At 68.6% G+C, this 24,610-nt stretch carries 24 protein-coding genes; 11 read left to right on the forward strand and 13 right to left on the reverse strand.

All coding sequences use genetic code 11. The features are described 5' to 3' along the window. Window positions 1–91: 91 nt before the first annotated feature. The 3 genes from ACF07S_RS15035 to ACF07S_RS15045 all read right to left on the reverse strand — a co-directional run bounded on the left by ACF07S_RS15035 (window position 92) and on the right by ACF07S_RS15045 (window position 3,242). The gene (locus ACF07S_RS15035; protein ID WP_391974331.1) at window positions 92–1,354 is read right to left on the reverse strand and encodes an MFS transporter; all 1,263 of its coding nucleotides are present in this window, start codon (window positions 1,352–1,354) and stop codon (window positions 92–94) included. Window positions 1,355–1,432: 78 nt separating this feature from the next. Beyond that, a complete protein-coding gene (locus tag ACF07S_RS15040; protein ID WP_391962619.1) occupies window positions 1,433–2,515 on the reverse strand; it encodes an inositol-3-phosphate synthase in 1,083 nt (360 codons plus the stop codon). A 43-nt stretch (window positions 2,516–2,558) separates the two neighbouring features. Next, the gene (locus ACF07S_RS15045; protein ID WP_391962618.1) at window positions 2,559–3,242 is read right to left on the reverse strand and encodes a helix-turn-helix transcriptional regulator; all 684 of its coding nucleotides are present in this window, start codon (window positions 3,240–3,242) and stop codon (window positions 2,559–2,561) included. Window positions 3,243–3,638: 396 nt separating this feature from the next. On the opposite strand from ACF07S_RS15045, the gene ACF07S_RS15050 reads away from it, so the two are divergent. Both ACF07S_RS15050 and ACF07S_RS15055 read left to right on the forward strand, forming a co-directional pair. Further along, window positions 3,639–6,266, forward strand: a complete 2,628-nt coding sequence (locus ACF07S_RS15050; RefSeq protein WP_391974332.1) for a transglycosylase domain-containing protein — start codon at window positions 3,639–3,641, stop codon at window positions 6,264–6,266. A gap of 99 nt (window positions 6,267–6,365) precedes the next feature. Then, entirely contained in the window at window positions 6,366–7,874 is a 1,509-nt protein-coding gene (locus ACF07S_RS15055) for a glycosyltransferase family 87 protein (RefSeq protein ID WP_391974333.1), read from the forward strand. Window positions 7,875–8,065: 191 nt separating this feature from the next. Here the strand turns inward: ACF07S_RS15055 and ACF07S_RS15060 are convergent, their stop codons facing one another. From ACF07S_RS15060 to ACF07S_RS15070, 3 genes are all read right to left on the reverse strand, one after another. Next, the gene (locus tag ACF07S_RS15060) at window positions 8,066–9,097 is read right to left on the reverse strand and encodes an alanine racemase (protein ID WP_391962615.1); all 1,032 of its coding nucleotides are present in this window, start codon (window positions 9,095–9,097) and stop codon (window positions 8,066–8,068) included. An 88-nt stretch (window positions 9,098–9,185) separates the two neighbouring features. After that, window positions 9,186–10,307: a peptidoglycan bridge formation glycyltransferase FemX gene (femX, locus tag ACF07S_RS15065; RefSeq protein ID WP_391962614.1), complete on the reverse strand. Its 1,122-nt coding sequence runs from the start codon at window positions 10,305–10,307 to the stop codon at window positions 9,186–9,188. Window positions 10,308–10,473: 166 nt separating this feature from the next. Continuing rightward, a complete protein-coding gene (locus tag ACF07S_RS15070; RefSeq protein WP_391962613.1) occupies window positions 10,474–10,788 on the reverse strand; it encodes a hypothetical protein in 315 nt (104 codons plus the stop codon). A gap of 313 nt (window positions 10,789–11,101) precedes the next feature. Between ACF07S_RS15070 and rpsF the strand changes: the two genes are divergently transcribed. The 4 genes from rpsF to rplI all read left to right on the forward strand — a co-directional run bounded on the left by rpsF (window position 11,102) and on the right by rplI (window position 12,806). Continuing rightward, window positions 11,102–11,392 carry a 30S ribosomal protein S6 gene (gene rpsF / locus ACF07S_RS15075; RefSeq protein WP_019324683.1) on the forward strand — a complete coding sequence of 97 codons (291 nt, stop codon included), beginning with the start codon at window positions 11,102–11,104 and terminating at the stop codon, window positions 11,390–11,392. A 77-nt stretch (window positions 11,393–11,469) separates the two neighbouring features. Further along, window positions 11,470–12,063, forward strand: a complete 594-nt coding sequence (locus ACF07S_RS15080) for a single-stranded DNA-binding protein (RefSeq protein ID WP_391962612.1) — start codon at window positions 11,470–11,472, stop codon at window positions 12,061–12,063. A gap of 41 nt (window positions 12,064–12,104) precedes the next feature. Beyond that, window positions 12,105–12,341, forward strand: a complete 237-nt coding sequence (gene rpsR, locus ACF07S_RS15085; RefSeq protein WP_003949403.1) for a 30S ribosomal protein S18 — start codon at window positions 12,105–12,107, stop codon at window positions 12,339–12,341. A gap of 18 nt (window positions 12,342–12,359) precedes the next feature. Further along, a complete protein-coding gene (gene rplI / locus ACF07S_RS15090) occupies window positions 12,360–12,806 on the forward strand; it encodes a 50S ribosomal protein L9 (protein WP_391962611.1) in 447 nt (148 codons plus the stop codon). Window positions 12,807–12,886: 80 nt separating this feature from the next. On the opposite strand, the gene ACF07S_RS15095 is transcribed toward rplI, so the two are convergent. Further along, complete coding sequence (locus ACF07S_RS15095; protein ID WP_391974334.1) at window positions 12,887–14,224, reverse strand: MATE family efflux transporter; 1,338 nt, start codon at window positions 14,222–14,224, stop codon at window positions 12,887–12,889. A gap of 459 nt (window positions 14,225–14,683) precedes the next feature. Here ACF07S_RS15095 and dnaB point away from each other — a divergent pair, with 459 nt between their 5' ends. Then, on the forward strand, window positions 14,684–16,162 hold the full coding sequence (dnaB, locus tag ACF07S_RS15100; protein ID WP_391962609.1) for a replicative DNA helicase: 1,479 nt from the start codon (window positions 14,684–14,686) through the stop codon (window positions 16,160–16,162). A gap of 456 nt (window positions 16,163–16,618) precedes the next feature. Further along, window positions 16,619–16,801 (forward strand): hypothetical protein, encoded by a 183-nt coding sequence (locus ACF07S_RS15105; protein WP_391974335.1) that lies wholly within the window; start codon window positions 16,619–16,621, stop codon window positions 16,799–16,801. Between the two features lie 7 nt (window positions 16,802–16,808). On the opposite strand, the gene ACF07S_RS15110 is transcribed toward ACF07S_RS15105, so the two are convergent. Further along, window positions 16,809–17,372: a dihydrofolate reductase family protein gene (locus ACF07S_RS15110; RefSeq protein ID WP_391962607.1), complete on the reverse strand. Its 564-nt coding sequence runs from the start codon at window positions 17,370–17,372 to the stop codon at window positions 16,809–16,811. Window positions 17,373–17,630: 258 nt separating this feature from the next. On the opposite strand from ACF07S_RS15110, the gene ACF07S_RS15115 reads away from it, so the two are divergent. Then, window positions 17,631–19,016 (forward strand): serine hydrolase domain-containing protein, encoded by a 1,386-nt coding sequence (locus ACF07S_RS15115; protein WP_391974336.1) that lies wholly within the window; start codon window positions 17,631–17,633, stop codon window positions 19,014–19,016. 66 nt (window positions 19,017–19,082) lie between these two features. Here ACF07S_RS15115 and ACF07S_RS15120 read toward each other — a convergent pair whose 3' ends face one another. Both ACF07S_RS15120 and ACF07S_RS15125 read right to left on the reverse strand, forming a co-directional pair. After that, window positions 19,083–19,535 carry a GNAT family N-acetyltransferase gene (locus ACF07S_RS15120; protein WP_391974337.1) on the reverse strand — a complete coding sequence of 151 codons (453 nt, stop codon included), beginning with the start codon at window positions 19,533–19,535 and terminating at the stop codon, window positions 19,083–19,085. Between the two features lie 63 nt (window positions 19,536–19,598). Further along, window positions 19,599–20,063 (reverse strand): MarR family winged helix-turn-helix transcriptional regulator, encoded by a 465-nt coding sequence (locus ACF07S_RS15125; protein WP_391974338.1) that lies wholly within the window; start codon window positions 20,061–20,063, stop codon window positions 19,599–19,601. A gap of 142 nt (window positions 20,064–20,205) precedes the next feature. Between ACF07S_RS15125 and ACF07S_RS15130 the strand changes: the two genes are divergently transcribed. After that, a complete protein-coding gene (locus tag ACF07S_RS15130; protein ID WP_391962603.1) occupies window positions 20,206–21,411 on the forward strand; it encodes an MFS transporter in 1,206 nt (401 codons plus the stop codon). 97 nt (window positions 21,412–21,508) lie between these two features. Next, window positions 21,509–21,931 (forward strand): heme-binding protein, encoded by a 423-nt coding sequence (locus ACF07S_RS15135; protein ID WP_391962602.1) that lies wholly within the window; start codon window positions 21,509–21,511, stop codon window positions 21,929–21,931. A gap of 101 nt (window positions 21,932–22,032) precedes the next feature. On the opposite strand, the gene ACF07S_RS15140 is transcribed toward ACF07S_RS15135, so the two are convergent. The 3 genes from ACF07S_RS15140 to ACF07S_RS15150 form a co-directional block, all read right to left on the reverse strand. Beyond that, complete coding sequence (locus ACF07S_RS15140; protein ID WP_391962601.1) at window positions 22,033–22,899, reverse strand: GNAT family N-acetyltransferase; 867 nt, start codon at window positions 22,897–22,899, stop codon at window positions 22,033–22,035. Window positions 22,900–23,008: 109 nt separating this feature from the next. Then, window positions 23,009–23,491: an NUDIX domain-containing protein gene (locus ACF07S_RS15145; RefSeq protein ID WP_391962600.1), complete on the reverse strand. Its 483-nt coding sequence runs from the start codon at window positions 23,489–23,491 to the stop codon at window positions 23,009–23,011. A gap of 86 nt (window positions 23,492–23,577) precedes the next feature. Beyond that, entirely contained in the window at window positions 23,578–24,483 is a 906-nt protein-coding gene (locus ACF07S_RS15150) for a LysR family transcriptional regulator (protein ID WP_391974339.1), read from the reverse strand. Window positions 24,484–24,610: the final 127 nt, after the last annotated feature.

Here is a 24,610-nt window from a genome sequence, read left to right on the forward strand (position 1 = left end):
GCGAAAGGCGCGTTGATAAGACGCACGTAAGCTACCGGCCCCCACTGACAACTCTGTAGCCCTGTAAACCTCTGTGGCATTGATGTGACACTTACTGACGCACAAAACGCCCCATAGTCGTAGCTACTGCTCCGTAGATAACGGCGATCGTTATCACCAGTGGGACCGACCGGCCGTCCGGTGGGAGCATCAGGGCGGCCACCCCGGCGGCGCCGACGAAGGCCACGTTGAACAGGACGTCGTACACCGAGAAGATCCGGCCACGGAAACCGTCCTCGACGGCGGACTGGACGATGGTGTCCGTGGCGATCTTCGCGCCCTGGGTGGTCAGCCCCAGGACGAACGCCCCGGCCAGAAGCGGGCCGGTGGCGAACGGAAGACCGAGCGCGGGCTCCAGCACCGCGGCCGCGGCGGCGCACACCACGATCCAGCGACCCGGCCCGAGCCGCCCGGTGGCCCAGGGCGTCATGACGGCGGCGACGAAGAACCCGGCGCCCGAAGCCCCCAGCATCAGTCCCAGCAGAGCCAGTCCCTCGTCCGTGGTCGAGGTCAACACGTACCGGCACAGCATCAGCAGCAGGACGAGCATGGCGCCGTAGCAGAACCGCATCAGCGCCATGGCCGTGAGCGCCCAGGCGGCCTCCCTGCGCTGGGGCTCGACGAGGTGACGCACCCCCGCACCCAGGTCGCGAGCGGTGCCGGTGAGCGCCGTGGCCAGCCGGGCGCGTACCAACGCCCGATCGGGTCCGAGCAGTTCCTTCCCGATGCGCAGCGCTGCCACAGCCGCGCACAGGTACAGCGCGGCGCCCACCAGCACGACGGCCGCGTCGGAGTCGGCGATGACCAGGCGGACGGCGAAGGCGAGACCACCGCCCGCGGTCGCGGCGAGGGTTCCGGCGGTCGGGGACAGGGAGTTGGCGATGACCAGCCGCTCGGTGTCCACCACGCGGGGCAGCGCGGCGGACAGTCCGGCGAGGACGAAGCGGTTGACGCCGGTGACACACAGAGCGGAGACGAGGAGCAGCCCGTCGGGCACGCGGCCGAGGATCAGCAGGGCGGTCACCGACGCCATCAGGGCGCGCAGCAGATTGCCGTACAGGAAGACCTGACGGCGGCGCCAGCGGTCCAGGAGAACGCCGGCGAAGGGGCCGACCACGGAGTACGGGAGCAGCAGGACCGCCATCGCGGAGGCGATCGCCGCGGGCGACGTCTGCTTCTCGGGGGAGAAGACCACATAGGAGGCGAGCGCGACCTGGAAGACGCCGTCGGCACCCTGGGAGAGCAGCCGGACGGCGAGCAGGCGTCGGAAGCCCTGAAAGCGCAGCAGGACGCGCAGGTCACGGACGACGGCCATGGGGCCCAGCCTCACATAGGAAGAGGGTCTCCGGGACATACGACCCGGAGACCCTCAACTGCCCACAGCGGGGAGGTCCTAGCGCTCGACCTCGCCCTGGATGAACTTCTCGACGTTCTCACGGGCCTCGTCGTCGAAGTACTGCACCGGCGGGGACTTCATGAAGTACGAGGACGCCGAGAGGATCGGGCCGCCGATGCCCCGGTCCTTGGCGATCTTCGCGGCGCGCAGGGCGTCGATGATGACACCGGCGGAGTTCGGGGAGTCCCAGACCTCGAGCTTGTACTCGAGGTTCAGCGGGACGTCACCGAAGGCGCGCCCCTCGAGGCGGACGTAGGCCCACTTGCGGTCGTCCAGCCAGGCGACGTAGTCGGACGGGCCGATGTGGACGTTCTTCTCGCCGAGGTCCCGGTCGGGGATCTGCGAGGTGACGGCCTGCGTCTTGGAGATCTTCTTCGACTCGAGACGGTCGCGCTCGAGCATGTTCTTGAAGTCCATGTTGCCGCCGACGTTCAGCTGCATCGTGCGGTCCAGGACGACTCCGCGGTCCTCGAACAGCTTGGCCATCACGCGGTGCGTGATGGTGGCGCCGACCTGGGACTTGATGTCGTCACCGATGATCGGGACGCCCGCCTCGGTGAACTTGTCGGCCCACTCCTTGGTGCCGGCGATGAAGACCGGGAGGGCGTTGACGAAAGCGACCTTGGCGTCGATGGCGCACTGGGCGTAGAACTTCGCCGCGGCCTCGGAACCGACCGGCAGGTAGCAGACGAGGACGTCGACCTGCTTGTCCTTGAGGACCTGGACGACGTCGACCGGCTCCTCGGCGGACTCCTCGATGGTCTCGCGGTAGTACTTGCCGAGACCGTCGAGGGTGTGGCCGCGCTGGACCGTCACACCGGTGCCGGGGACGTCGCAGATCTTGATGGTGTTGTTCTCGGAGGCGCCGATGGCGTCCGCGAGGTCGAGACCGACCTTCTTGGCGTCCACGTCGAAGGCGGCGACGAACTCGACGTCGCCGACGTGGTACTCGCCGAACTGGACGTGCATCAGGCCCGGCACCTTGGCCGCCGCGTCGGCGTCCTTGTAGTACTCGACTCCCTGTACCAACGACGCGGCGCAGTTGCCCACGCCGACGATGGCTACGCGAACCGAACCCATTCCGGTTGCTCCCTGTGTGTACGAGTGAGGCCCTCAGCGGGTCTCACGTGGCGGTGTCGTCGGGCGTATCCGGCCGGGGATCGTCCCCGGACCGGGGCAGGCCGCCCGTCGCTCCAGATGTGGTGTCCTGTTGAGCGGGCCCTGCGGTGGCGGTTCCCTTGAGGTCCCGTCCGGCCCGCTCGCTCTCGATGAGCTCGTTCAGCCAGCGCACTTCGCGCTCCACGGACTCCATCCCGTGGCGCTGGAGCTCGAGCGTGTAGTCGTCGAGGCGCTCCCGGGTCCGTGCCAGGGAGACGCGCATCTTCTCGAGGCGCTCCTCCAGCCGGCTGCGGCGGCCCTCGAGCACGCGCATGCGGACGTCGCGCGACGTCTGCCCGAAGAAGGCGAACCGCGCGGCGAAGGTCTCGTCCTCGTACGCGTCCGGTCCCGTCTGGGAGAGCAGCTGCTCGAAGTGCTCCTTACCCTCCGCGGTCAACCGGTAGACGATCTTGGCCCGGCGTCCCGTGAGCGGAGCCGCGAGGGCGTCCTCGGTGGTGTTCCCCGGTTCCTCGATCAACCAGCCGTTGGCGACCAGCGTCTTGAGGCAGGGGTAGAGCGTCCCGTAGCTGAACGCACGGAACACACCCAGTGACGTGTTGAGTCGTTTGCGCAGCTCGTATCCGTGCATCGGGGATTCGCGGAGCAGGCCGAGTACGGCGAACTCGAGGATCCCGGAACGCCGGCTCATCGTCGCCTCCTCTCTGCCGCCGCCGTGCGGTGACGGGCTCGTGTACGGCTCGTCGCCGTCCTTATGCCGAGCTGATGTATCGACTCGATACATCAAGACGATAGAGCGGCCTCCCTCGGGCGACAAGGGGGCGGAGAGTGAACGGGATCACATCACTGCCTCATCGAGAGCAAGTTGCCTGATTTGAGGTGAACTTCTGTGCTCGGCGGGTTTTGGCGGTGCGTAGTCTGTGCGCCATGCACACCACCGGGAACCGAGTGACGCCCGGGGGCGTCCCCGTCCCTGGTGCAGTACGGGTGAATGCGGTAACCGCCGCATCCGTACTTTGGGGGGACCGGAAACCAGCCGCTGTTTCCAGGCGCGCAAGGGTGCGCCTGCCCGAGGAGTAGTCGTTCGATGAGCGAGCACCGTCGCAAACCGCCGCAGCCGCAGGGAGGCGGACGTGCCGCGGCCCGACGCGGCCAGTCCGGCTCGTCCTCCGGCCGCCGCGCGGCTCCGCGAGGCGCCACCGGGTCTCCGTCCCATTCCCTTGGGACGGGCTCCCGCGGCTCGGGGGGTGAGGACCATACGTACGGCAGCCGTGCCGAGGCACGACGCGCGGCACAGAGAGGCGGGGGCCGCCGGGCGGGTTCCGCCGGCCCCGGACGCGGCAGGGGCCGTGGGGCTCCTCCCGGCAAGAAACGGATCATCGACTATCCGCGCTTCGACAAGGACGGCTGGCGCCGCTGGACGCCGTCCTGGAGGCTCGTGTCCGGCCTGTGCATCGCCTTCTTCGGCAGCCTGGTGGCCGTGGCAGGGATCGGGTACGCGCTGGTGAGCGTGCCCGACGAGGGGCACGCCGCGGCGCTGTCGCAGAACAACGTCTACTACTGGGCCGACGGGGACCAGATGGTCGCCACCGGTGCGGGACAGAACCGGCAGAACGTGACCATCGACCGGATCCCCGAGGCCATGCAGTGGGCGGTGATCTCGGCCGAGAACAAGAGCTTCTACCAGGACTCGGGCGTCGACCCCATGGGTATCGCCAGGGCACTGGGCAACATGGTCCGGGGCGGTGACACCCAGGGCGGCTCCACGATCACCCAGCAGTTCGTGAAGAACACCTACCTGAGCCAGGAGCAGACGGTCTCCCGGAAGTTCAAGGAGATGTTCATCTCCATCAAGGTGGGCACGAAGCTCTCCAAGAGGGAGATCCTTCAGGGCTACCTGAACACCTCCTACTACGGTCGTGGCGCCTACGGCATCCAGGCCGCCGCACAGACGTACTACGGCAAGGACGCCGTCAAGCTCACTCCCAGCGAGTGCGCCTTCCTCGCCGCTCTGCTCAAGGGGCCGACGTACTACGACCCCGCGGGCAACGAGGGCCTGGACTCCTCGGCCACCAAGAAGGCCAACCGGGAGCGCTCCGAGGAGCGCTGGGGCTGGATCCTCGAGCAGATGCACGCCGACGACCACCTCTCGGACGCCGAGTACCAGAAGGCGACGGCGGAGTACCCCATGCCTCAGGGCCGCAAGGCCACCAAGGGCATGACCGGTCAGATCAGCTACCTCGTCGACACCGCGAAGCGGTACGTCCTGAAGAACTCGGACATCACCGAGGCGCAGTTCGACCAGGGCGGCTACCAGATCCACACGACCTTCGAGAAGGACAAGGTCGAGGCGCTGAGCCAGGCCGTCAGGAAGATCGAGAAGGAGAAGATCGACCCGGAGAAGCGCGAGCTGGACAAGCACGTCCAGTTCGGCGCGGCGTCGGTGCGGCCCAACGACGGCGCGATCGTCGCTCTCTACGGCGGAGCGGGCTTCGAGAACGGCCACTTCAACAACAACGCCGACACCTCGGGCGTCCCCGTCGGTTCGACGTGGAAGCCGTTCGTGCTCGCCGCCGCGATGCAGCACGGTACGTACAAGACGAACGGCGTGGGGCTCTCTCCGCTCAGCAAGTACAACGGTGACGACCATCTGAAGATCAGGAACAACGACGGCAGCTTCGTCCTCAAGAAGGACAACACTCCCTTCTTCCAGGAGAACGAGAGCGACCGCCCGTGGGGTTACATCACCCTCCACAAGGCGATGGAGCAGTCGGTCAACACGCCGTTCGTCCAGCTCGGCATGGACGTGGGAATGAAGAACGTGGCGGACGTGGCGGAGAAGTCCGGCATCCTCAGGGACACCTTCGCCGTCCCCAACGCGTCGTTCGCCCTCGGCACGTCGACGCCCAGCGCCATCCGCATGGCCGACGCCTACGCGACGTTCGCGGCGTCCGGCAAGCAGGCCGATCCCTACTCCGTGACCGCCGTCAAGTTCAGCGGTGCCGAGGTGCCCGGCTTCCAGAAGCCGCGCGTCAAGCAGGCGATGCCCGAGAAGGTGGCGCACAACGTCACCGAGGTCCTCGAGAACGTGATCCAGAACGGTACCGCCAAGAACGCGCTGGAGCTGGGGCGTACGGCCGCCGGCAAGACCGGTACGACCGACGAGAACAAGTCCGCCTGGTTCGTCGGCTACACCCAGCAGCTGTCGACCTCGGTCGCGATGTTCCGCGAGGATCCCAAGAGCGCCAAGCTGCTCTCCATGAACGGCACGGCGGGTGCGGACTCCATTCACGGTGGTGACATCCCCACGCAGGTGTGGACCGAGTACATGAAGGTCGCGCTGAAGGGGGAGCCCGACCCCGGTTTCCCCGAAGCCGAGGAGATCGGCCAGATCGCGGACGGGATCGGCGCGCCGTCTCCCACTCCGACGGCCACCGAAACCGAGGAAGAGGTGGAGGAGACTCCGTCGGCGTCCCCGTCGCCCATCGAGACCGAGACCACTCCGACGCCCACCGAGAGCACCACGTGTGAACCGTTCGACTTCAACTGCGAAGACGACGACAGCACGGGCGGCACGGACACGGGTGGCACGGACACCGGTGGTACGGACGGAGGAGCGTCCGGTTCACCGGCGCCCACGGAGAGCGGTGACACCGGTGACAGCAGAGGCAACGAAAACGGCAACGGCGGTTTCTTCGGAGGCCCGACCGATTAGCCGGATCGCCGCCCGGCTTGGGTGTTTCACGTGAAACATGGGCCGCCGTACCCTCGAGGTGCGGCGGCCCTCGGCGTATCCCCGGCCCTTTACGGCAGGATGTGCGGCATGTCCAGTGGAGAATCGACGCAAGCGAGCGCCCACGAGCCGGAGCTGGTGAAGCCGACCGAGGAGGACCGGGTCGCCGCGGCCGGCAGCGAGCTGATCGGCGGTCCGCTCGGGCGGCGTGCCCTGCTCGGGAGGTCATGGTGGACCCCGGTGCGGGTGATCGCGCTCGTGGCGATCGGAATGTTCGCCCTCGGTCTGATCCAGAAGGCACCCTGCTACAACGGCGCCTGGTTCTTCGGTGCCAGCTCCCAGTACACGCATGCGTGCTACTCCGACATCCCGCACCTCTACCAGGGGCGTGGCTTCGCCGACGGTCTGGTGCCGTACTTCGACAAGCTCCCCGGGGACATGGAGTACCTCGAGTACCCGGTGCTGACCGGCGTGTTCATGGAGGTCGCCGCCTGGCTCACCTCCGGCGACGGCAGCATCCAGGACCAGGAGCAGTGGTACTGGATGGTGAATGCCGGGATGCTCATGGCGTGTGCGGCCGTCATCGCCGTCTGCGTGACCCGTACGCACGCCCGACGGCCCTGGGACGGTCTGCTGGTCGCACTGGCACCGGCCTTCGCCCTGACCGCGACCATCAACTGGGATCTGCTGGCGGTCGCTCTGACGGCCGCCGCGATGCTGATGTGGTCACGGGGGCGTTCCCTCGCCTTCGGCGTCCTCCTCGGGCTCGCCACGGCCGCCAAGCTCTATCCCGTGCTGCTGCTCGGACCGCTGCTGGTGCTGTGCTGGCGTGCGGGACGGTGGCGGGAGTACGGGACGGCCCTCGCCGGTGTGGCCGTCGCCTGGCTGGTCGTGAACGGGCCGGTGATGCTGTTCGCGTTCGACGGCTGGTCGAAGTTCTACACCTTCAGCCAGGAGCGGGGTGTCGACTTCGGGTCCTTCTGGCTGATCGTGGCCCAGAACTCGGACGATCCGCTGAGCACCGACACGGTCAACACGTTCGCCACGCTGCTGATGCTGTTGTGCTGCCTGGGCGTCGCGGCGCTCGCGCTCATGGCTCCGCGCCGGCCGCGTTTCGCCCAGCTGGCTTTCCTGATCGTCGCGGCGTTCATCCTCACCAACAAGGTCTATTCGCCGCAGTACGTCCTGTGGCTGGTGCCGCTGGCGGTCCTCGCCCGGCCGAAGTGGCGGGACTTCCTCGTCTGGCAGGCCTGCGAGGTGGCGTACTTCCTCGGTATCTGGATGTACCTCGCGTACACGACGAGCGGGGACGCCCACAAAGGTCTGCCCACCGACGGCTACCACTGGGTCATCGGCGTGCATCTGCTGGGGACGCTCTACCTGTGCGCCATGGTCGTGCGCGACATCCTGATGCCGGAGCGCGATCCGGTCCGCCGGTCCGGCGACGACGACCCCTCGGGAGGGGTGCTCGACGGAGCCGAGGACGCCTTCGTGATCGGTCCCGCGGCCCATCCGGCGCGACCCGCCGCCCACTTCGACGGACCGCGGGTCGAATGGGGCAAGGCGGGAGCCGCCGGCGGTTCGCTCTGAGCGAACACGCCCTGAAGGTGGGGAGGTTCTGAGGTCCGAGGAGTCCTGAGGCGCAAGGCTTTTCGCGGCTCCCGGAACAGCGGGCGGTCAGGCGGGGAAGGGCCGTACACGGGGATCCGTGTACGGCCCTTCCCCGCTGTCCCGCCGACCCTGTCCCGCCGGAGCGGGTCCTCAGCCGTTCCGGGCGATGCTCAGCGGTCGACGAGCCGGTCGAACTGCGTGGTGGTGTGCCGGAGGTGGGCCACCAGCTCCTCGCCGACCGTCGGCTCCGGCGCGTCCGCCGGCACGAACAGGATCGACACCTGCATGTGCGGCGGCTCGGCGAACCAGCGCTGCTTGCCGCCCCAGACGAACGGCGAGAGGTTCCGGTTGACCGTGGCGAGGCCGGCGCGGGCGACGCCCTTGGCCCGTGGCATGACACCGTGCAGGGCCTTGGGGGCCTCCAGCCCCACACCGTGCGACGTACCGCCCGCCACGACCACCAGGTAGCCGTCGGAGGCGGCCCTCTGCTGCCGGTAACCGAACCGGTCCCCCTTGGCGACCCGGGTGACGTCGAGGACCGCGCCGCGGTACTCGGTGGCCTCGTGGTCCCCCAGCCACAGCCGGGTTCCGATCCGGGCGCGGAAGCGGGTCTGCGGGAACTGCTGCTGCAGCCGCACGAGGTCGTCGGCCTTGAGGTGGCTCACGAACATCGTGTGCAGCGGGAGGCGGGCCGCCCGCAGGCGGTCCATCCAGCCGATGACCTCCTCGACGGCGTCGGAGCCGTCGGTACGGTCCAGCGGCAGGTGGATGGCGAAACCCTCCAGCCGGACGTTCTCTATCGCGGCGTGCAGTTGGGGCAGGTCCTGCTCGCTGATGCCGTGCCGCTTCATCGAGGACATCACCTCGATGACGACGCGGGCGCCGACCAGGCCGTACACACCGTCGACCGACGACACCGAGCGGATCACCCGGTCGGGCAGCGGCACGGGTTCCTCACCGCGCCGGTACGGCGTCAGCACCAGCAGGTCACCGCCGAACCAGTCCTTGATCCGGGCGGCCTCGTACGTCGTGCCGACCGCGAGGACGTCCGAGCCCAGCCGTGTGGCCTCCTCGGCCAGCCGCTCGTGGCCGAAGCCGTAGCCGTTGCCCTTGCAGACGGGGACGAGTCCCGGGAACTGCTCCTGCACGTGCTTGTGATGCGCCCGCCAGCGCGCGGTGTCGACGTAGAGCGTGAGCGCCATGGCCGGACCTGGAACCTTTCTCGTGGCTGCGGTGTGTCAGAGGTGGGAAGCTGACGAAGTCGACGTCGTCGGGGCGACGGAGACCGGGTCAGCGGCGCGACATGTAGATGTCGAGCGCCTTGTGGAGCAGCTTGTTCAGCGGGAAGTCCCACTCGCCGAGGTACTCGGCCGCCTGGCCGCCGGTGCCCACCTTGAACTGGATCAGACCGAAGAGGTGATCGGTCTCGTCCAGCGAGTCGGAGATGCCGCGCAGGTCGTAGACGGTGGCGCCGAGCGCATAGGCGTCGCGCAGCATCCGCCACTGCATCGCGTTCGAGGGCCGGACCTCACGGCCGATGTTGTCGGAGGCGCCGTAGGAGTACCAGACGTGCCCGCCGACGATCAGCATCGTCGCCGCGGACAGGTTCACGCCGTTGTGCCGGGCGAAGTACAACCGCATCCGGTTGGGGTCCTCGGTGTTGAGGGCCGACCACATGCGCTGGAAGTACGACAGCGGGCGGGGCCGGAAGTGGTCGCGCACAGCCGTGATCTCGTACAGCCGCTGCCACTCGGGCAGGTCGTCGTAGCCGCCCTGGACGACCTCGACGCCGGCCTTCTCCGCCTTCTTGATGTTGCGTCGCCACAGCTGGTTGAAGTTCCTGTGGACCTCTTCCAGGGAGCGGTTGGCCAGCGGTACCTGGTAGACGTAGCGGGGCTGGACGTCACCGAAGCCGGCGCCGCCGTCCTCGCCCTGCTGCCAGCCCATGCGGCGCAGCTTGTCGGCGACCTCGAAGGCGCGGGGCTCGATGAAGTCGGCCTCCAGATCGCGCAGGCGCTTCACGTCCTGGTCCTGGATGCCCCTTTTGATGGTCGAGGCCTCCCAGCGCCGGATGATCACCGGCGGACCCATCTTCACCGAGAACGCGCCCTGCTGCTTCAGGTGCGCGAGCATCGGCTCGATCCACTCCTGGAGATTCGGCGCGAACCAGTTGATGACCGGGCCCTCGGGCAGATAGGCGAGGTAGCGCTTGATCTTGGGCAGCTGCCGGTAGAGGACGAGGCCGGCGCCGACCAGCTCACCGGTCCGGTCGTCGAACCAGCCGAGGTTCTCCGCGCGCCACTCCGCCTTGACGTCGGCCCAGGCCGGGACCTGCATGTGACTCGCCGACGGCAGGCTCTGGATGTAGGCCAGATGCTGCTCTCGGCTGATGGTCCTCAGGGTCAGGGTCATTCGGGGCGCTCCTCGGGCTGGTGTGTCCCCATGGGTTCAGGGGCTCCGGCTCTCGCGCGAAGCCTACTGCGCCTCGGGGGCGCCCCGGTTGGGCGCACGGGACCTTCGCCCCGGCCCGTGGCCGGCCGGGGCGTCCGACGGTGTTCACAAGGGGTGGTGCCCGACGTCAGTCGAAGAGCCCGCCGAAGAGGCCACCGTGCGCCATGCCCAGGAAGAAACCGACCGCCGCGGCACCGAGGCCCAGGATGAGGCCGAAGCGCTCGCGCGTCGTCTCGGAGATCCACTGGCCGTACGCGCCGGTGAAGATCCCCAGCAGGCCGGTCCAGGAGCTGAGCAGGTGCAGGTGGTGGAACATCGCCGTGACGAAGGACGTGAGGCCCAGCACCAGGGTCACCGCGAGCAGCGTGGCCTGGAGCGGATGGGGCTTGCCGTCCGTGGCGAAAAGTCCTCCGGCGGTGTTGGGTCGCATTACCTGTGCCATGGGGCACCTCCTGCGAGAGGCGGCGGATCGTAGCGCCATACACACCCGATGTGTACAGATTGACCGTCCCCACGGCCGGATTTCAACCGGAAGCCGCTGTGCGGGTACTCTGTACCGTCTGCACCGGTGTCTGTCCGGACAGAACCAGGCAAGGGCAGGACCAGCGGTCCGGCCCGGTCGTCCTGGGAATCCGCCGCCCGACCTCGATTGTCAGTGGCGGCTGTTTTACTGACAGGCATCGTTGCGCAACGCATCACGACCCTCCTGCCACGGAACGACCGTGGCCGCTGAGTCCAAAGGAGGTGGGTTCCACATGCGTCACTACGAGGTGATGGTCATCCTCGACCCCGATCTCGAGGAGCGTTCTGTCTCCCCGCTGATCGAGAACTTCCTCTCTGTCGTCCGTGACGGCGGCGGAAAGGTCGAGAAGGTCGACACCTGGGGCCGTCGTCGTCTCTCGTACGAGATCAAGAAGAAGCCCGAGGGCATCTACTCGGTCATCGACCTGCAGGCCGAGCCTGCGGTCGTCAAGGAGCTCGACCGCCAGATGAACCTGAACGAGTCGGTCCTCCGGACCAAGGTCCTCCGCCCCGAGACCCACTGAGCCTTCCGCTCAGCTGATCTCGGGACTCGAGTAGCAGCACCAAGCAGCCAGCAGCAAACCCGCCGAGAGGTTCCCCCATGGCAGGCGAGACCGTCATCACGGTCGTCGGCAACCTTGTCGATGACCCCGAGCTGCGCTTCACCCCGTCCGGTGCGGCCGTCGCGAAGTTCCGTGTCGCGTCGACCCCCCGCACCTTCGACCGCCAGACGAACGAGTGGAAGGACGGCGAGAGCCTGTTCCTGACCTGCTCGGTCTGGCGTCAGGCGGCGGAGAACGTCGCCGAGTCGCTCCAGCGAGGCATGCGCGTGATTGTGCAGGGCCGGCTGAAGCAGCGGTCCTACGAGGACCGTGAGGGCGTCAAGCGCACGGTCTACGAGCTGGACGTCGAGGAAGTCGGCGCCAGCCTGCGCAACGCCACGGCCAAGGTCACCAAGACCACCGGCCGCGGTGGCCAGGGCGGATACGGCGGTGGCGGCCAGGGCGGCGGTGGCGGCCAGGGCGCCGGCTGGGGCGGTGGCCCCGGCGGTGGCCAGCAGCAGGGTGGCGGCGCTCCCGCCGACGACCCGTGGGCGGCCAGCGCTCCCCCCGGCGGCCAGCAGCAGGGCGGTGGCGGCTGGGGCGGTGGCTCCGGCGGCGGCGGTGGCGGCTACTCGGACGAGCCCCCCTTCTAGGTGGGCCGTACCCCACTTCTTGATCACACAGGAGAAACATCATGGCGAAGCCGCCTGTGCGCAAGCCTAAGAAGAAGGTCTGCGCATTCTGCAAGGACAAGGTCACGTACGTGGACTACAAGGACACGAACATGCTGCGGAAGTTCATTTCCGACCGCGGCAAGATCCGTGCCCGCCGCGTGACCGGCAACTGCACGCAGCACCAGCGTGACGTCGCCACGGCCGTCAAGAACAGCCGTGAGATGGCGCTGCTGCCCTACACCTCCACTGCGCGATAAGGGAAGGGTGACCGACTCATGAAGATCATCCTCACCCACGAGGTCTCCGGTCTCGGTGCCGCGGGCGACGTCGTCGACGTCAAGGACGGTTACGCTCGCAACTACCTGGTTCCGCGGAAGCTCGCGATCCGCTGGACCAAGGGCGGCGAGAAGGACGTCGAGCAGATCCGTCGTGCTCGCAAGATCCACGAGATCCAGACCATCGAGCAGGCCAACCAGGTGAAGGCTCAGCTCGAGGGTGTCAAGGTCCGCCTGGCCGTCCGCTCCGGCGACGCCGGTCGTCTCTTCGGTTCCGTCACCCCGGCCGACGTCGCTTCGGCGATCAAGGCCGCCGGTGGTCCCGAGGTCGACAAGCGCCGCATCGAGCTGGGTACGCCGATCAAGACGCTGGGCGCCCACGAGACGTCGGTGCGTCTGCACCCCGAGGTTGCCGCCAAGGTCAGCATCGAGGTCGTCGCTGCCTGAGCGCTACGCTCGCTGAAGCAGTGAAGATGGGGGCCGCACCCTTCGGGGCGGCCCCCATCGCCATGTTTCACGTGAAACGGTCAGCGTGCCGCGCCCGTGACGATCCAGCGGCCCGAGCGGGTACGGACCCACAGGGTCAGCATGCGCACGGTCATCATGAGCGTCATCGCGGCCCACAGCGCGGTGAGCCCGCCTCCGAATGCCGGAACCAGGAGCGCGGCGGGAGTGAATACCGCGAGGGTCAGCAGCATCGCCCATGCCAGATACCGTCCGTCACCCGCGCCCATCAGAACACCGTCCAGCACGAACACGATGCCGCAGATCGGCTGGGACAGTGCCACGAGTACCAGTGCGGGCAGTGCAGCGTCCTTGACCGCAGCATCGCTGGTGAACAAGGGAAGGAACACCGGCCGGGCGAGTACCACCAGCACGCCGAGGACGACACCGACCGCTGTGCCCCACTCGACCATGCGGCGACATGCCTCACGGGCGCCTTGGGCGTCGCCGGCGCCCAGATAGCGCCCGATGATGGCCTGCCCCGCGATGGCGATGGCGTCCAGCGCGAAAGCGAGCAGGCTCCAGAGGGAGAGGACGATCTGGTGGGCCGCGATGTCGGAGTCGCCCAGACGGGCGGCGATGGCCGTCGCGATCATCAGGACGGCCCTGAGTGAGAGGGTACGCACCAGCAAGGGGACGCCTGCCTGGGCCGAGGCCCTGATCCCGGTGGCGTCGGGTCGCAGCGAGGCTCCGTGCTCGCGAGCCCCACGCACCACCACGACGAGGTAGGCCGCGGCCATGCCGCACTGCGCGATGACGGTGCCCCAGGCGGAGCCCGCGATGCCGAGGTCGGCACCGTAGACCAGCGCGACGTTGAGCACACCGTTCGCGACGAATCCGGCGATGGCCACGTAGAGCGGTGTTGTGGTGTTCTGAAGTCCGCGCAGCACACCGGTTGCTGCGAGCACGATCAGCATGGCCGGTATGCCCAGCGCGGAGATCCTCAGGTACGTGATCGCGTAAGGGGCCGCTGTGTCCGAGGCGCCGAAGAGATCCACCAGAGCGGGCGCCGTGAGCAGGACGACGGTTGTGACGCAGGCCCCGAGGAGCAGCGCCAACCAGATTCCGTCCATGCCCTGGCGGATGGCCGACTGGAGTTCGCCGGCTCCGACCCGCCGGGCAACGGCGCCCGTGGTGGCGTAGGCCAGGAAGACGAAGACGCTGACGGCGGTCATCAAGAGGGCCGAGGCGACGCCGAGGCCGGCCAGTTGCGCCGTGCCGAGATGGCCGACGATGGCGCTGTCGGCCATGACGAAAAGGGGCTCGGCGACGAGAGCGCCGAAGGCCGGGACGGCCAGCATGACGATCTCTCGATCATGCTTTCGTCGGGCGGCTCCTGGGGGTGCGGGGGCCTGTGTCATGTGCACTAATCTAATCGTCCACAGGTAAGAGATGCAAAGCTCCAGTGGTCCTTACGTCGTGGCTCTGGGTGTGGGCTTGCGTACACCACATGAAGCGATCTTGATCCGGCTGGGAAAGTTTTTCTTCTACACAGCCGGTGGATGGCAAACATGCAGGTCAGGGCAGTCTTCGCACGGGAGTTCCGGGCTTGTTCACAGGGCTGTCCACCGGCTCGTGCACAGGTTTGGCGGAGTTCTCCACAGCATTGGCCCAGTCATCCACACGGCCTGTGGATAACCAGATTGGCTGACGGTGCAGACGGGCCTACGGTGGTCCGGCGCCCACTCCGTCCGCCGGTTTCACAAACACCACAAATCCGGCGCGCGTCAAACGGAGTTGGGCCTCTTATTTGTCAGTGCCGTGCCGTAGAACAGAGGGGCACGGCGAGGTCCGCTCGGCGGACGGGAGGAGGTGGCTCGGTGAGCATTTCCGAGCCCTTGGACGACCCGTGGGCCGACAGCGGACCCAGTGATCGTCTGCCCGCCTCCCGCCGTCGCGACGACCGGGGCCGGGGCCGCGACGAGCAGCACGACCGCGGTCGGGACAACGGCGAGTGGGACGGGGGAGGCTCCGCCTTCGAGCGGGTACCGCCCCAGGACCTCGATGCCGAACAGTCCGTTCTGGGCGGCATGCTCCTGTCCAAGGACGCCATCGCCGACGTGGTCGAGATCCTCAAGGGGCACGACTTCTACAAGCCGGCCCACGAGACCGTGTACACGGCCATCCTCGACGTCTACGCCAAGGGAGAACCAGCCGACCCCATCACGATCGCCGCTGAGCTGACCAAGCGCGGCGAGATCAACAAGGTCGGCGGGGCCTCGTATCTGCACACCCTCGTCCAGACGGTGCCCACGGCGGCCAACGCGGCGTACTACGCGGAGATCGTGCACGAGCGGGCGGTGCTGCGCCGCCTGGTCGAGGCCGGTACCCGCATCACGCAGATGGGATACGCGGCCGACGACGACGTCGACGAGATCGTCAATCGTGCGCAGGCCGAGATCTACGCGGTCACCGAGCAGCGCACCAGTGAGGACTACCTGCCGCTCGGCGACATCATGGAGGGCGCCCTCGACGAGATCGAGGCGATCGGGTCGCGCAGTGGCGAGATGACCGGGGTGCCCACCGGGTTCACCGACTTCGACTCGCTCACCAACGGCCTGCACCCGGGGCAGATGATCGTCATCGCCGCGCGTCCCGCGATGGGCAAGTCCACGCTCGCCCTGGACTTCGCGCGCGCCGCGTCCATCAAGAACAACCTGCCCAGTGTCATCTTCTCGCTCGAGATGGGGCGCAACGAGATCGCGATGCGTCTGCTGTCCGCCGAGGCCAGGGTCGCCCTGCACCACATGCGTTCGGGCACGATGACCGACGAGGACTGGACGCGCCTGGCCCGCCGGATGCCGGACGTCTCGGCGGCGCCGCTCTACATCGACGACTCCCCGAACCTGTCGATGATGGAGATCCGCGCCAAGTGCCGTCGTCTGAAGCAGCGCAACGATCTGAAGCTGGTCGTCATCGACTACCTCCAGCTGATGCAGGCCGGTGGTTCCAAGCGGGCCGAGAGCCGTCAGCAGGAGGTCTCGGACATGTCCCGTAACCTCAAACTGCTCGCCAAGGAGCTGGAGATCCCGGTCATCGCCCTCTCCCAGCTCAACCGCGGACCCGAGCAGCGCACCGACAAGAAGCCGATGGTCTCCGACCTGCGAGAGTCCGGCTCCATCGAGCAGGACGCCGACATGGTCATCCTGCTGCACCGCGAGGACGCCTACGAGAAGGAGTCCCCGCGTGCGGGCGAGGCGGACCTGATCGTGGCGAAGCACCGAAACGGGCCGACGGCGACGATCACCGTCGCCTTCCAGGGGCACTACTCGCGCTTCGTGGACATGGCCCAGACCTGACCGGTGGCCGTTGCAGGGCCTCGGATTTCGCGGCACGGTCTCATCTCCGATGGCACATCGCGGCACTTGTGCCGTCTTCGTGAGACTCGCTGGTCGGGGTTCTCATCCTTCCGGGTGGTGGGGTTCCGGCCCGTTCCGCCCGTCAGTGCCTGGCTGACACCCTTGGCTGTACGAGTCGTTGCCCGGAGGGCGGGGGTACGCGATGGGCGGTGTCACGGCGTCGGTGAGCATCCGTCAGCAGCGCGGTGCTCTTGTGGAGGACCGGGGCTGGGGTACGGCACCTGCCGGCCTTCTGCAGTCGGCTCGTGCGCGGCGGACGTTCCGTTGGTGCAAGGGCCAGAAGCACTACCCGGGTATCCGCTGGTCAGCGGCGATGCGCGACCACGTGATCTACGAGTCGCGTGTGGAACTGTCGCGGTTGCTCTGTGCCGCTCCGATCCGTCCGTACGCGGCATCGTGGCCCCGCCGTTCCTGCTGAAGGCCGTTGTGGAGGGGCAGGCCCGCAAGCAGATCCCGGATTGCATCCTGACCACTGAGCAGGGTTCGGTAGTGGTGGATGTGAAGCCGCATCGCCGGCTGTCCACCCCCGGGGTGGCGTTCACGTTCGCGTGGACCCCGGCAGGCGGTCGAGTCGCGTGACGGGCGCTCAGCGCCTCGTCTCGTACCTGGTCAGGGTCACGCCGCAGGAAAACGTCCGCGTCTCCACCAGGTTCAGGTTCACCCAGCTGTCCAGCGCGGTGAAGAACGGCGTGCCGCCGCCCACCAGGACCGGCGCGGTGGCCAGCACGTACTCGTCAATCAGCCCGGCCCGCATGGCCGCCCCGGCGAGCGTCGCGCCGCCGATGTCCATCGGGCCGCCGTCCTCGGCCTTGAGCCGGGTGATCTCGGCTACCGCGTCGCCGGTGACCAGGCGGGTGTTCCAGTCGACCTTGTCGATCGTCGAGGAGAACACCACCTTCGCCATGTTCCGCCAGCGGCGCGCGAACTCGATCTCCGCCGGGGTGGCGTTGGGCTGCCGGTCGCCGGTCGGCCAGTAGGAGCTCATCGTCTGCCACAGCTTGCGCCCGTACAGCGACAGGTCGGTCGCCTGCAACTGGTCGGACCAAAACCGGAACAGCTCGTCGCTCGGCACGCTCCAGCCGATGTCGTCGCCGGGCGCGGCGATGTACCCGTCCAGGGTCAGGTTCATGCCGTAGATCAATTTCCGCATGGCGCCAGCCTTCCGTGAGTCGGTCTCACGCGTACGGACCGGCGCGGCGCGGGAAACTCATCGGTGCGCGATCTGAGCTCGCATGCGGTCCCCGTGCTCGGTGGCTCAGCCGCAGACTCATCGTTCCGCCGAGGAAACGGCATCGATCCGAGACTGATCCTGGGTGACATCGCGGTGAGACAACAGAGGACCAGCAGGTCACAGAAGATCGACATGTCATCGGCGGCGAGCCTTCACAGACCGTGCTGGACTGAGGGCATGACGACACCTCAGGAAGAACTGCTGCCCGGGACACGGCGTGCGTTGATGCACCGGATCGCCGTCGCCCAGACCGAGGGACGTGCGCCGTCGCTCGTCGCGGCCGTGGTGCGGGGCGGGGAGACGGTGTGGACGGGGGCGCGGACATCGGTGGAAGGGCATGCCCCGGACGAGGACGTGCAGTACCGGATCGGGTCGATCACCAAGACGTTCACCGCCGTTCTGGTGCTTCGGCTGCGCGACGAGGGGGTGCTCGGCCTCTCCGACCCGGTGGAGGAGTACCTGCCGGGTACGGGGGCGGGCGGGGCGACCATCGCCGAACTGCTCGCGCACAGCGGCGGACTGGCCGCCGAAACGCCCGGCCCCTGGTGGGAACGGACCCCGGGGTCCCTGCGCCCCGAACTCTCCGACGTGTTGGGCGAGCGGCCCCTGCTTCACCCCGCGGGACGGCGGTTCCACTACTCGAACCCGGGATACGCGTTGCTCGGTGCCGTTGTCGAGAAGCTGCGGAATGCCTCGTGGGAGGACGTGCTTCGGCGGGAAGTGCTCGAGCCCCTGGGCCTGCACCGCACAAGCATGCGACCGAAGGCGCCGCACGCAGGGGGTTGGGCGGTACATCCGTGGGCGGACGTGCTGCTGCCCGAGCCGCTGGAGGACCTCGGGCGGATGGCCCCGGCCGGACAATTGTGGTCCACCGCCGGCGATCTGGCGCGCTTCGCGGCCTTCCTGATCGAGGGGGACGAGCAGGTGCTGAGCGCCGCGTCGTTGCGGGAGATGAGGACGCCGGCAGCGCCGGTCGAGGCGGCGGACGTGGCGAGCGGTTATGCCTACTGCCTGGGCCTGGAGCTCCGTCACCAGGACGGACGTGCCCTGGTGGGGCACACCGGATCACTTCCCGGCTTCCTCGCGTGTCTCACGGCGAGTGTGGCGGACGATGTGAGCGCGGTCGTCCTGGCCAACTGCACCTCGGGTCCGGCGCCGTTCACGGTCGCCGCCGACCTGGTCCGGATCGTCGCCGAGGCCGAACCCCGTATCCCCGCTCCCTGGCAGCCGCTGAGGGAGGCCGAGCCCACGCTTCTGGAGCTGGTGGGGCAGTGGTACTGGGGGACGAACGCCTTCGCCCTGCGGTTGTCGGCCGACGGGCTCTTCTCGCTCGAGCCGCTGTCCGGTACGGGCCGGCGGTCGCTTTTCCGCCCGACGGGGGACGGCACCTGGGTGGGGCTGGAGGGGTATTACGCCGGTGAGTTCCTGAAGCCGGTACGGCGCCCGGACGGGTCGTTGAGCCACCTCGACCTGGGCTCGTTCGTGTTCACGCGCCGGCCGTACGACGACCGGGCTCCGGTGCCGGGCGGAGTGGATCCCGAGGGCTGGCGGGGCATCGGCTGACTTCCGGGCATGTGGGAAGTTCGTGCGGGGCCTTGTTTCACGTGGAACAAGGCCCCGCGGGTGGTGTCACAGCGCGAGTTTGAAGCCCACGTGGGAGGCCGTGAAACCGAGCCGCTCGTAGAAGCGGTGGGCATCCGTGCGGGAGATGTCCGAGGTCAGCTGGACCAGTTGGCAGCCCTCGCGGCGGGACGCGTCGATCGCCCATTGGATGAGCCGGCCTCCCAGGCCACCGCCACGCTCGTCCGCATGGACGCGGACCCCTTCGATGATCGACCTGGTGGAGCCGCGGCGGGACAGGCCCGGGATGATCGTGAGCTGAAGAGTGCCGACGACGCGCCCCTCGTGAACCGCGACGACCAGGTGCTGGTTGGGGTCGGCGCTGAGTCGCTCCAGCGCGGTCAGGTACGGGTTGAGGTCGTTCGGTGACTCCCGCTGCGCGCCCAAGGGGTCGTCCGCGAGCATGCCGACGATAGCGGGGACGTCCTCGGCGGCCGCGGCACGTACTTCTGGATCTCCCATGCCCGCACCCTACGCAGACACGGCCGAAGGGGGTGGCCTCTCCGGCGCGCGATCACCCGCCGTCTATACGGGCACGGGCGCCTTCAGTGTTTCCACGGTCCGGACGAGCGGGGCCAGGTCGGGATTCTTCGCCGCCTCGTCGAGGGCCTCGCGCAGGGCGGTGTCGTTCGTGGGTCGCGCCTCCTCCAGAAGCTCGAGGCCGGCCTCGGTGACGTTGGTGTAGATGCCGCGCCGATCGGTCGGGCACAGATAGCGCTCCAGCAGACCGCGGTCCTCGAGCCGGGTGACCAGCCGCGTGGTGGCGCTCTGACTGAGCACGACCGCGTCGGCGACCTGCTTCATCTGCAGATGGCCGCCGTCGCCGTCGTGCTGCCGGCTCAGTACATCGAGCAGGGAGTACTCCCGCACGCTCAGATCGTGCCGAGTCTGAAGAACGCGCTCGATGTGGGCCTCGATCCTCCCGTGCAGCAGGGAGAGTGCGCACCACCCCTGAGCGAGGGCGGTGAGCGCGGGGTCCGTGGCGGTCATGGGCGTTTCCTCCGTCCAGGAGCTGCTGTCCTCCAGCGTAGAACAAGCGCGCAATAGACCGCGCTTGCATGTATCCCGCGTCTGCAATTATTGTTTCAAAGCGAAAAGCGCTTCTGCAATCTTTGGGAAAGGTCTGCCCCTCATGCCTCTCGCGCTCCTGGCCCTCGCGATCGGAGCCTTCGGGATCGGCACCACGGAGTTCGTGATCATGGGTTTGCTGCCCGAGGTCGCGAGCGACTTCGATGTCTCCATCCCCACGGCCGGCTACCTGGTGACCGGCTATGCGCTGGGTGTCATGTCCGGCGCCCCGCTGATGACCGTGCTCGGCACCAAGATCTCCCGCAAGCGGATGCTGATGCTGCTGATGGGACTCTTCATCGCCGGAAACCTGCTCTCGGCGCTGGCCCCGTCCTTCGGCGTCATGCTGACCGGGCGGGTGGTGGCCTCCCTGGCCCACGGTGCCTTCTTCGGCATCGGCTCGGTGGTCGCGGCCGACCTGGTCGCCCCGGACAAGAGGGCCGGAGCCATCGCTTCGATGTTCACCGGGCTGACCGTCGCCAATGTCGTCGGCGTACCGCTGGGCACCCTCGTCGGCCAGTCCACCGGCTGGCGCGTCACATTCGGCATCGTCGCCGCCCTCGGCGTCGTCGGCCTGGCCGGCATCGCGGGGCTCGTCCCCGACGTGCCCAAGCCCGAGGGCGTACGGCTGCGTCACGAGCTGGCCGCCTTCGGGAACGTCCAGGTGCTGCTCGCCATGGCGATGACCGTCCTCGGCTTCGGCGGCGTCTTCGCGGCCATCACCTACATCGCACCGATGATGACGCACGTCACCGGCTTCGCCGACGGCTCCGTCACCTGGCTGCTGGTCCTCTTCGGCCTCGGCATGGTCGGCGGCAACCTCATCGGCGGCCGGTACGCGGACCGCGCCCTGATGCCCATGCTGTACGTGTCGCTGGGCGCTCTCGCCGTCGTCCTCGCGCTGTTCACCCTGACCGCGCACAACAAGGTCGCCGCGGCCGTCACCCTCGTCCTCATCGGCGCTCTGGGATTCGCCACGGTGCCGCCGCTGCAGAAGCGCGTACTCGACCAGGCCCACGGCGCCCCCACGCTGGCCTCCGCCGTCAACATCGGTGCCTTCAACCTCGGCAACGCGCTGTCCGCCTGGCTCGGCGGCCTCGTGATCACGGCCGGCCTCGGCTACACCGCGCCCAACTGGGTCGGCGCCGTCCTCGCCGCGGCCGCCTTGGTGCTGGCCCTCGTCTCGGCCGCTCTGGAGCGCCGTGACACCGCGGGCACCCTGGTCGCCCGCTCGGTGCCCGCCGAGCAGCGGAGCGCCGTCCCCCGTTGACCCACGGAGCGGCGGCGCGGGGCCGGAGCCGTCCTCGCGTCTCCCGGCTCCCCGTCCCGCCACGACCGCCTACTCGTACCGCGAGGAGAAACCCCTCATGAGCACCAGCACCGCCGTCGTCCCGCTCAGCACCACGGATGCCGAAGCGCTCGTCACCGCCGCACACCGGGCCGCCGAAGCCGGCGGTGTCACGGTCAGCGTGACCGTCCTGGACGCAGGCGGGCACCTGCTCGCCTTCCGCCGCGACGACCGCGCCGTGCTGATCTCCGGTGAGACCAGCACCCGCAAGGCGTACACCGCTCTCCAGCTCGACGCGCCCACCGCCGGCCTCGTGGACGCCGTGCAGCCCGGAGGCCTCTTCCACACTCTGCCCACCGCGCTGGACCGGCCGCTGCTGTTCATCGCGGGGGGCGTGCCCGTCCGGCGCGCGGGCCGGCTGATCGGTGCGATCGGTGTCGGCGGTGGCGCGCCCGAGCAGGACCACGCCTTCGCCACGGCCGCGGTGGAGACCCTGGACTGACGTGGAGCCCCTGGACCGACGAGGGCGCCCACCGGACGCGATCGGAGACGCGGCGGCGCCGGCTCCGGGCCCCCGGGGCCGGCGCCGCCGCGTCGGCGGGGTCAGCCCGCCGCGACCGTCACCGGTGCGAACCGCCGGCTCCAGTCCCCGGGCGGTTCCGTGATCCCGTACGTCATGACGTCGTTGAACGCGACGGACGCCAGCCCGCGTTCCTTCGCCCAGCCCAGCAGCTCTTCGTGCCGGATGTCGATGTCCGTGCGCACCGGCCGGTCGGTGCGGGCGGCGAGGGATGCGAGGAGCGCCTTGGCCGTCGCGGTGTCACGGGCGATCAGCGGGCCCACGACATGGGTGTCCATGTTGGGCCAGGCGGCCGCGTAACCGATGAGCCGCCCGTCCTCCTCGGCGACGCGCAACTGGTCGGCGAAGGCGGGCAGCCGGGTGACGATGTGCGTGCGGTCAGCCCCGAACACCTCCTCGTCGAGCCGGAGAACGGCCGGGAGATCCTCCGCGGTCGCGGCCCGTGTGGCGATCCCCGATGGAGTGCCGGTGGGTACGAGGTGGCCGCGCAGCATCTCGGCCCGACCGGTCACCTTGAACCCCAGCTCCTCGTAGAGCGGCCGGCCGGAGGGGGTCGCGTGCAAGGTGAGGGGCGTGGTGCCCATCGCCGAGACGACATGACGCATCAGCCGGCGTCCCACGCCCCGGCGCGCATGCCGTTCGGCGACCAGGACCATGCCGATGGCAGCCAGATCAGGCTGCTCGTAGGGCCCGTACTCGGTGACGACGCAGGCGGACACCAGGCCACCGCCGGGGTCGTCGATGCCGTAACCCTTCCCGGCCGCCAGGAGGAGACCCCACTTGTGTTCCTCCCGTGGCCACCCCCGGTTCTCGGACAAGTCGGCGCAGGCGGTGAGATCGCGGAGCGTCAGACGGCGGATGGGTGATGAGGCAAGGGAAGGTGTCGGCACGCAGGTCAGGCTGTCCGACGGGGGGCTTCCGCGTCCACCCGTTTCAGCAGACTCGTGCGAGCTTTTGGCCACGCCGCGGCCGGCGGCGCGAGTCGTGCACGGTCGGGCGTCACCCCAGGTCGGGGGCGTGCATGGCGCGTACGCCCTCGATGTTGCCGTCGAGGTAGTGCCGCAGCGACAGCGGGACGAGGTGGACGGAGGCGATCCCGACACGGGTGAACGGTACGCGGACGATCTCGTACTCGCCGACGGGTTCGTCGACCTCCGGGCCGTGCCGCAGGGACGGATCCATGGATTCCAGACGGCATACGAAGAAGTGCTGCACCTTCACACCGGTGGCGCCGCCGTCCTCGCCGATGTGCTCGACGGTGTCGACGAAACAGGGCACCACATCGGTGATCTTGGCGCCGAGTTCCTCGTGCACCTCGCGATGCAGCGCATGGACGACGGTCGGGTCCTCCGGCTCGACCCCGCCGCCGGGGGTGACCCAGTAGGGATCCAGGCCGGGCTTGGTGCGCTTGATCAGGATCAAGTTCTCGCCGTCCAGCAGAACGGCTCGGGCGGTGCGCTTGACCACGGGTCGGACGGTCATGGGGACAATGTGGCCCGGCTGGTTCCACGTGAAACATCGCGGGACACCACCGCCCGGCTTTCCGCTGCGGGACCTCGCCGTGGTGCTCAGCACCAGTCGGCGGCCGCCTGCTCCAGCCACTCGTGGGCCCGCGCGATGTGCGGCATCGCCAGCGTGCCGGTGCGGACCACCAGGAAGTACGTACGCAGTGGGGACACCGCCGGTTCGTGCAGGGGCACGACGTCGCCCCGTTCCAGCGCGCCCGCGCACAGGTAGCGGGGCAGTACCGCCAACCCCGCTCCCGCGGTCGCGCAGGCCAGCACCGCGCGCAGATCCGGGACCACGACCGTGCCCGGGGCGACCGGGCGGGAGTCGAAGACGGAGGCCCAGTAGCGGGCGACGAGGGGCAGCGACTCGTGCACCTCGACCACCGGGACCTGCTCCAGGACGGACGGACCGTGGTGGCGGAGCGCGTCGGGCCCGATCCGCTCGGCCCAGTGGGGGGAGGCGACCAGGACGTGCTCCTCGTCGCAGAGCGCAGTCGCCGAGAGCAGGGCGCCGCGCGGCCGGACCGTGCTGATGGCCAGATCGTGATGCCCGGCGGCCAGCCCCTCCAAGGATTCCTCGGCTGTACCGAAGGAGGCACGCAGGGCGAACCCCTGGCCGTTCTCGCCGGTCAGCTCAGTGAGTGCGGGCAGCGCCCGCTCGGCGATGAACTCCGGAGGGCCCGCCAGATGCAGCGTCCGCAAGGACGAGTCCTCCTCCAGCCCGGACTCGGCTATTTCCACGAGGGCGTCGAGGTGCGGCGCCGCCTTGTGGGCCAGCTCGTCCCCGATGGTCGTGGGGGTCACACCGCGCGCCTGCCTCAGGAACAGAGGCCGTCCCAGCTGCCGTTCCAGCGTCCTTATCTGCGAGGTGACGGCCGGCTGGGAGAGGCCGAGCAGGGCAGCGGCACGGGTGAAGGAACCGGCCCGATGCACGGTCACAAAGGTCCGCAGCAAGGCCAGATCCACGGCACACCCTCCCCTCGTCAGCTCCCGCTGCAGACCCGGACGCGCTCAACTATAAATAAGTCGATAGGTCGCTGTCGCTAACGTGATTGGACACTGACACTGAGTCAACTAGCCTGGTTGACGCGTT

The sequence above is a fragment of the Streptomyces sp. NPDC016640 genome (assembly GCF_043076215.1).
GTDB lineage: Bacteria > Actinomycetota > Actinomycetes > Streptomycetales > Streptomycetaceae > Streptomyces.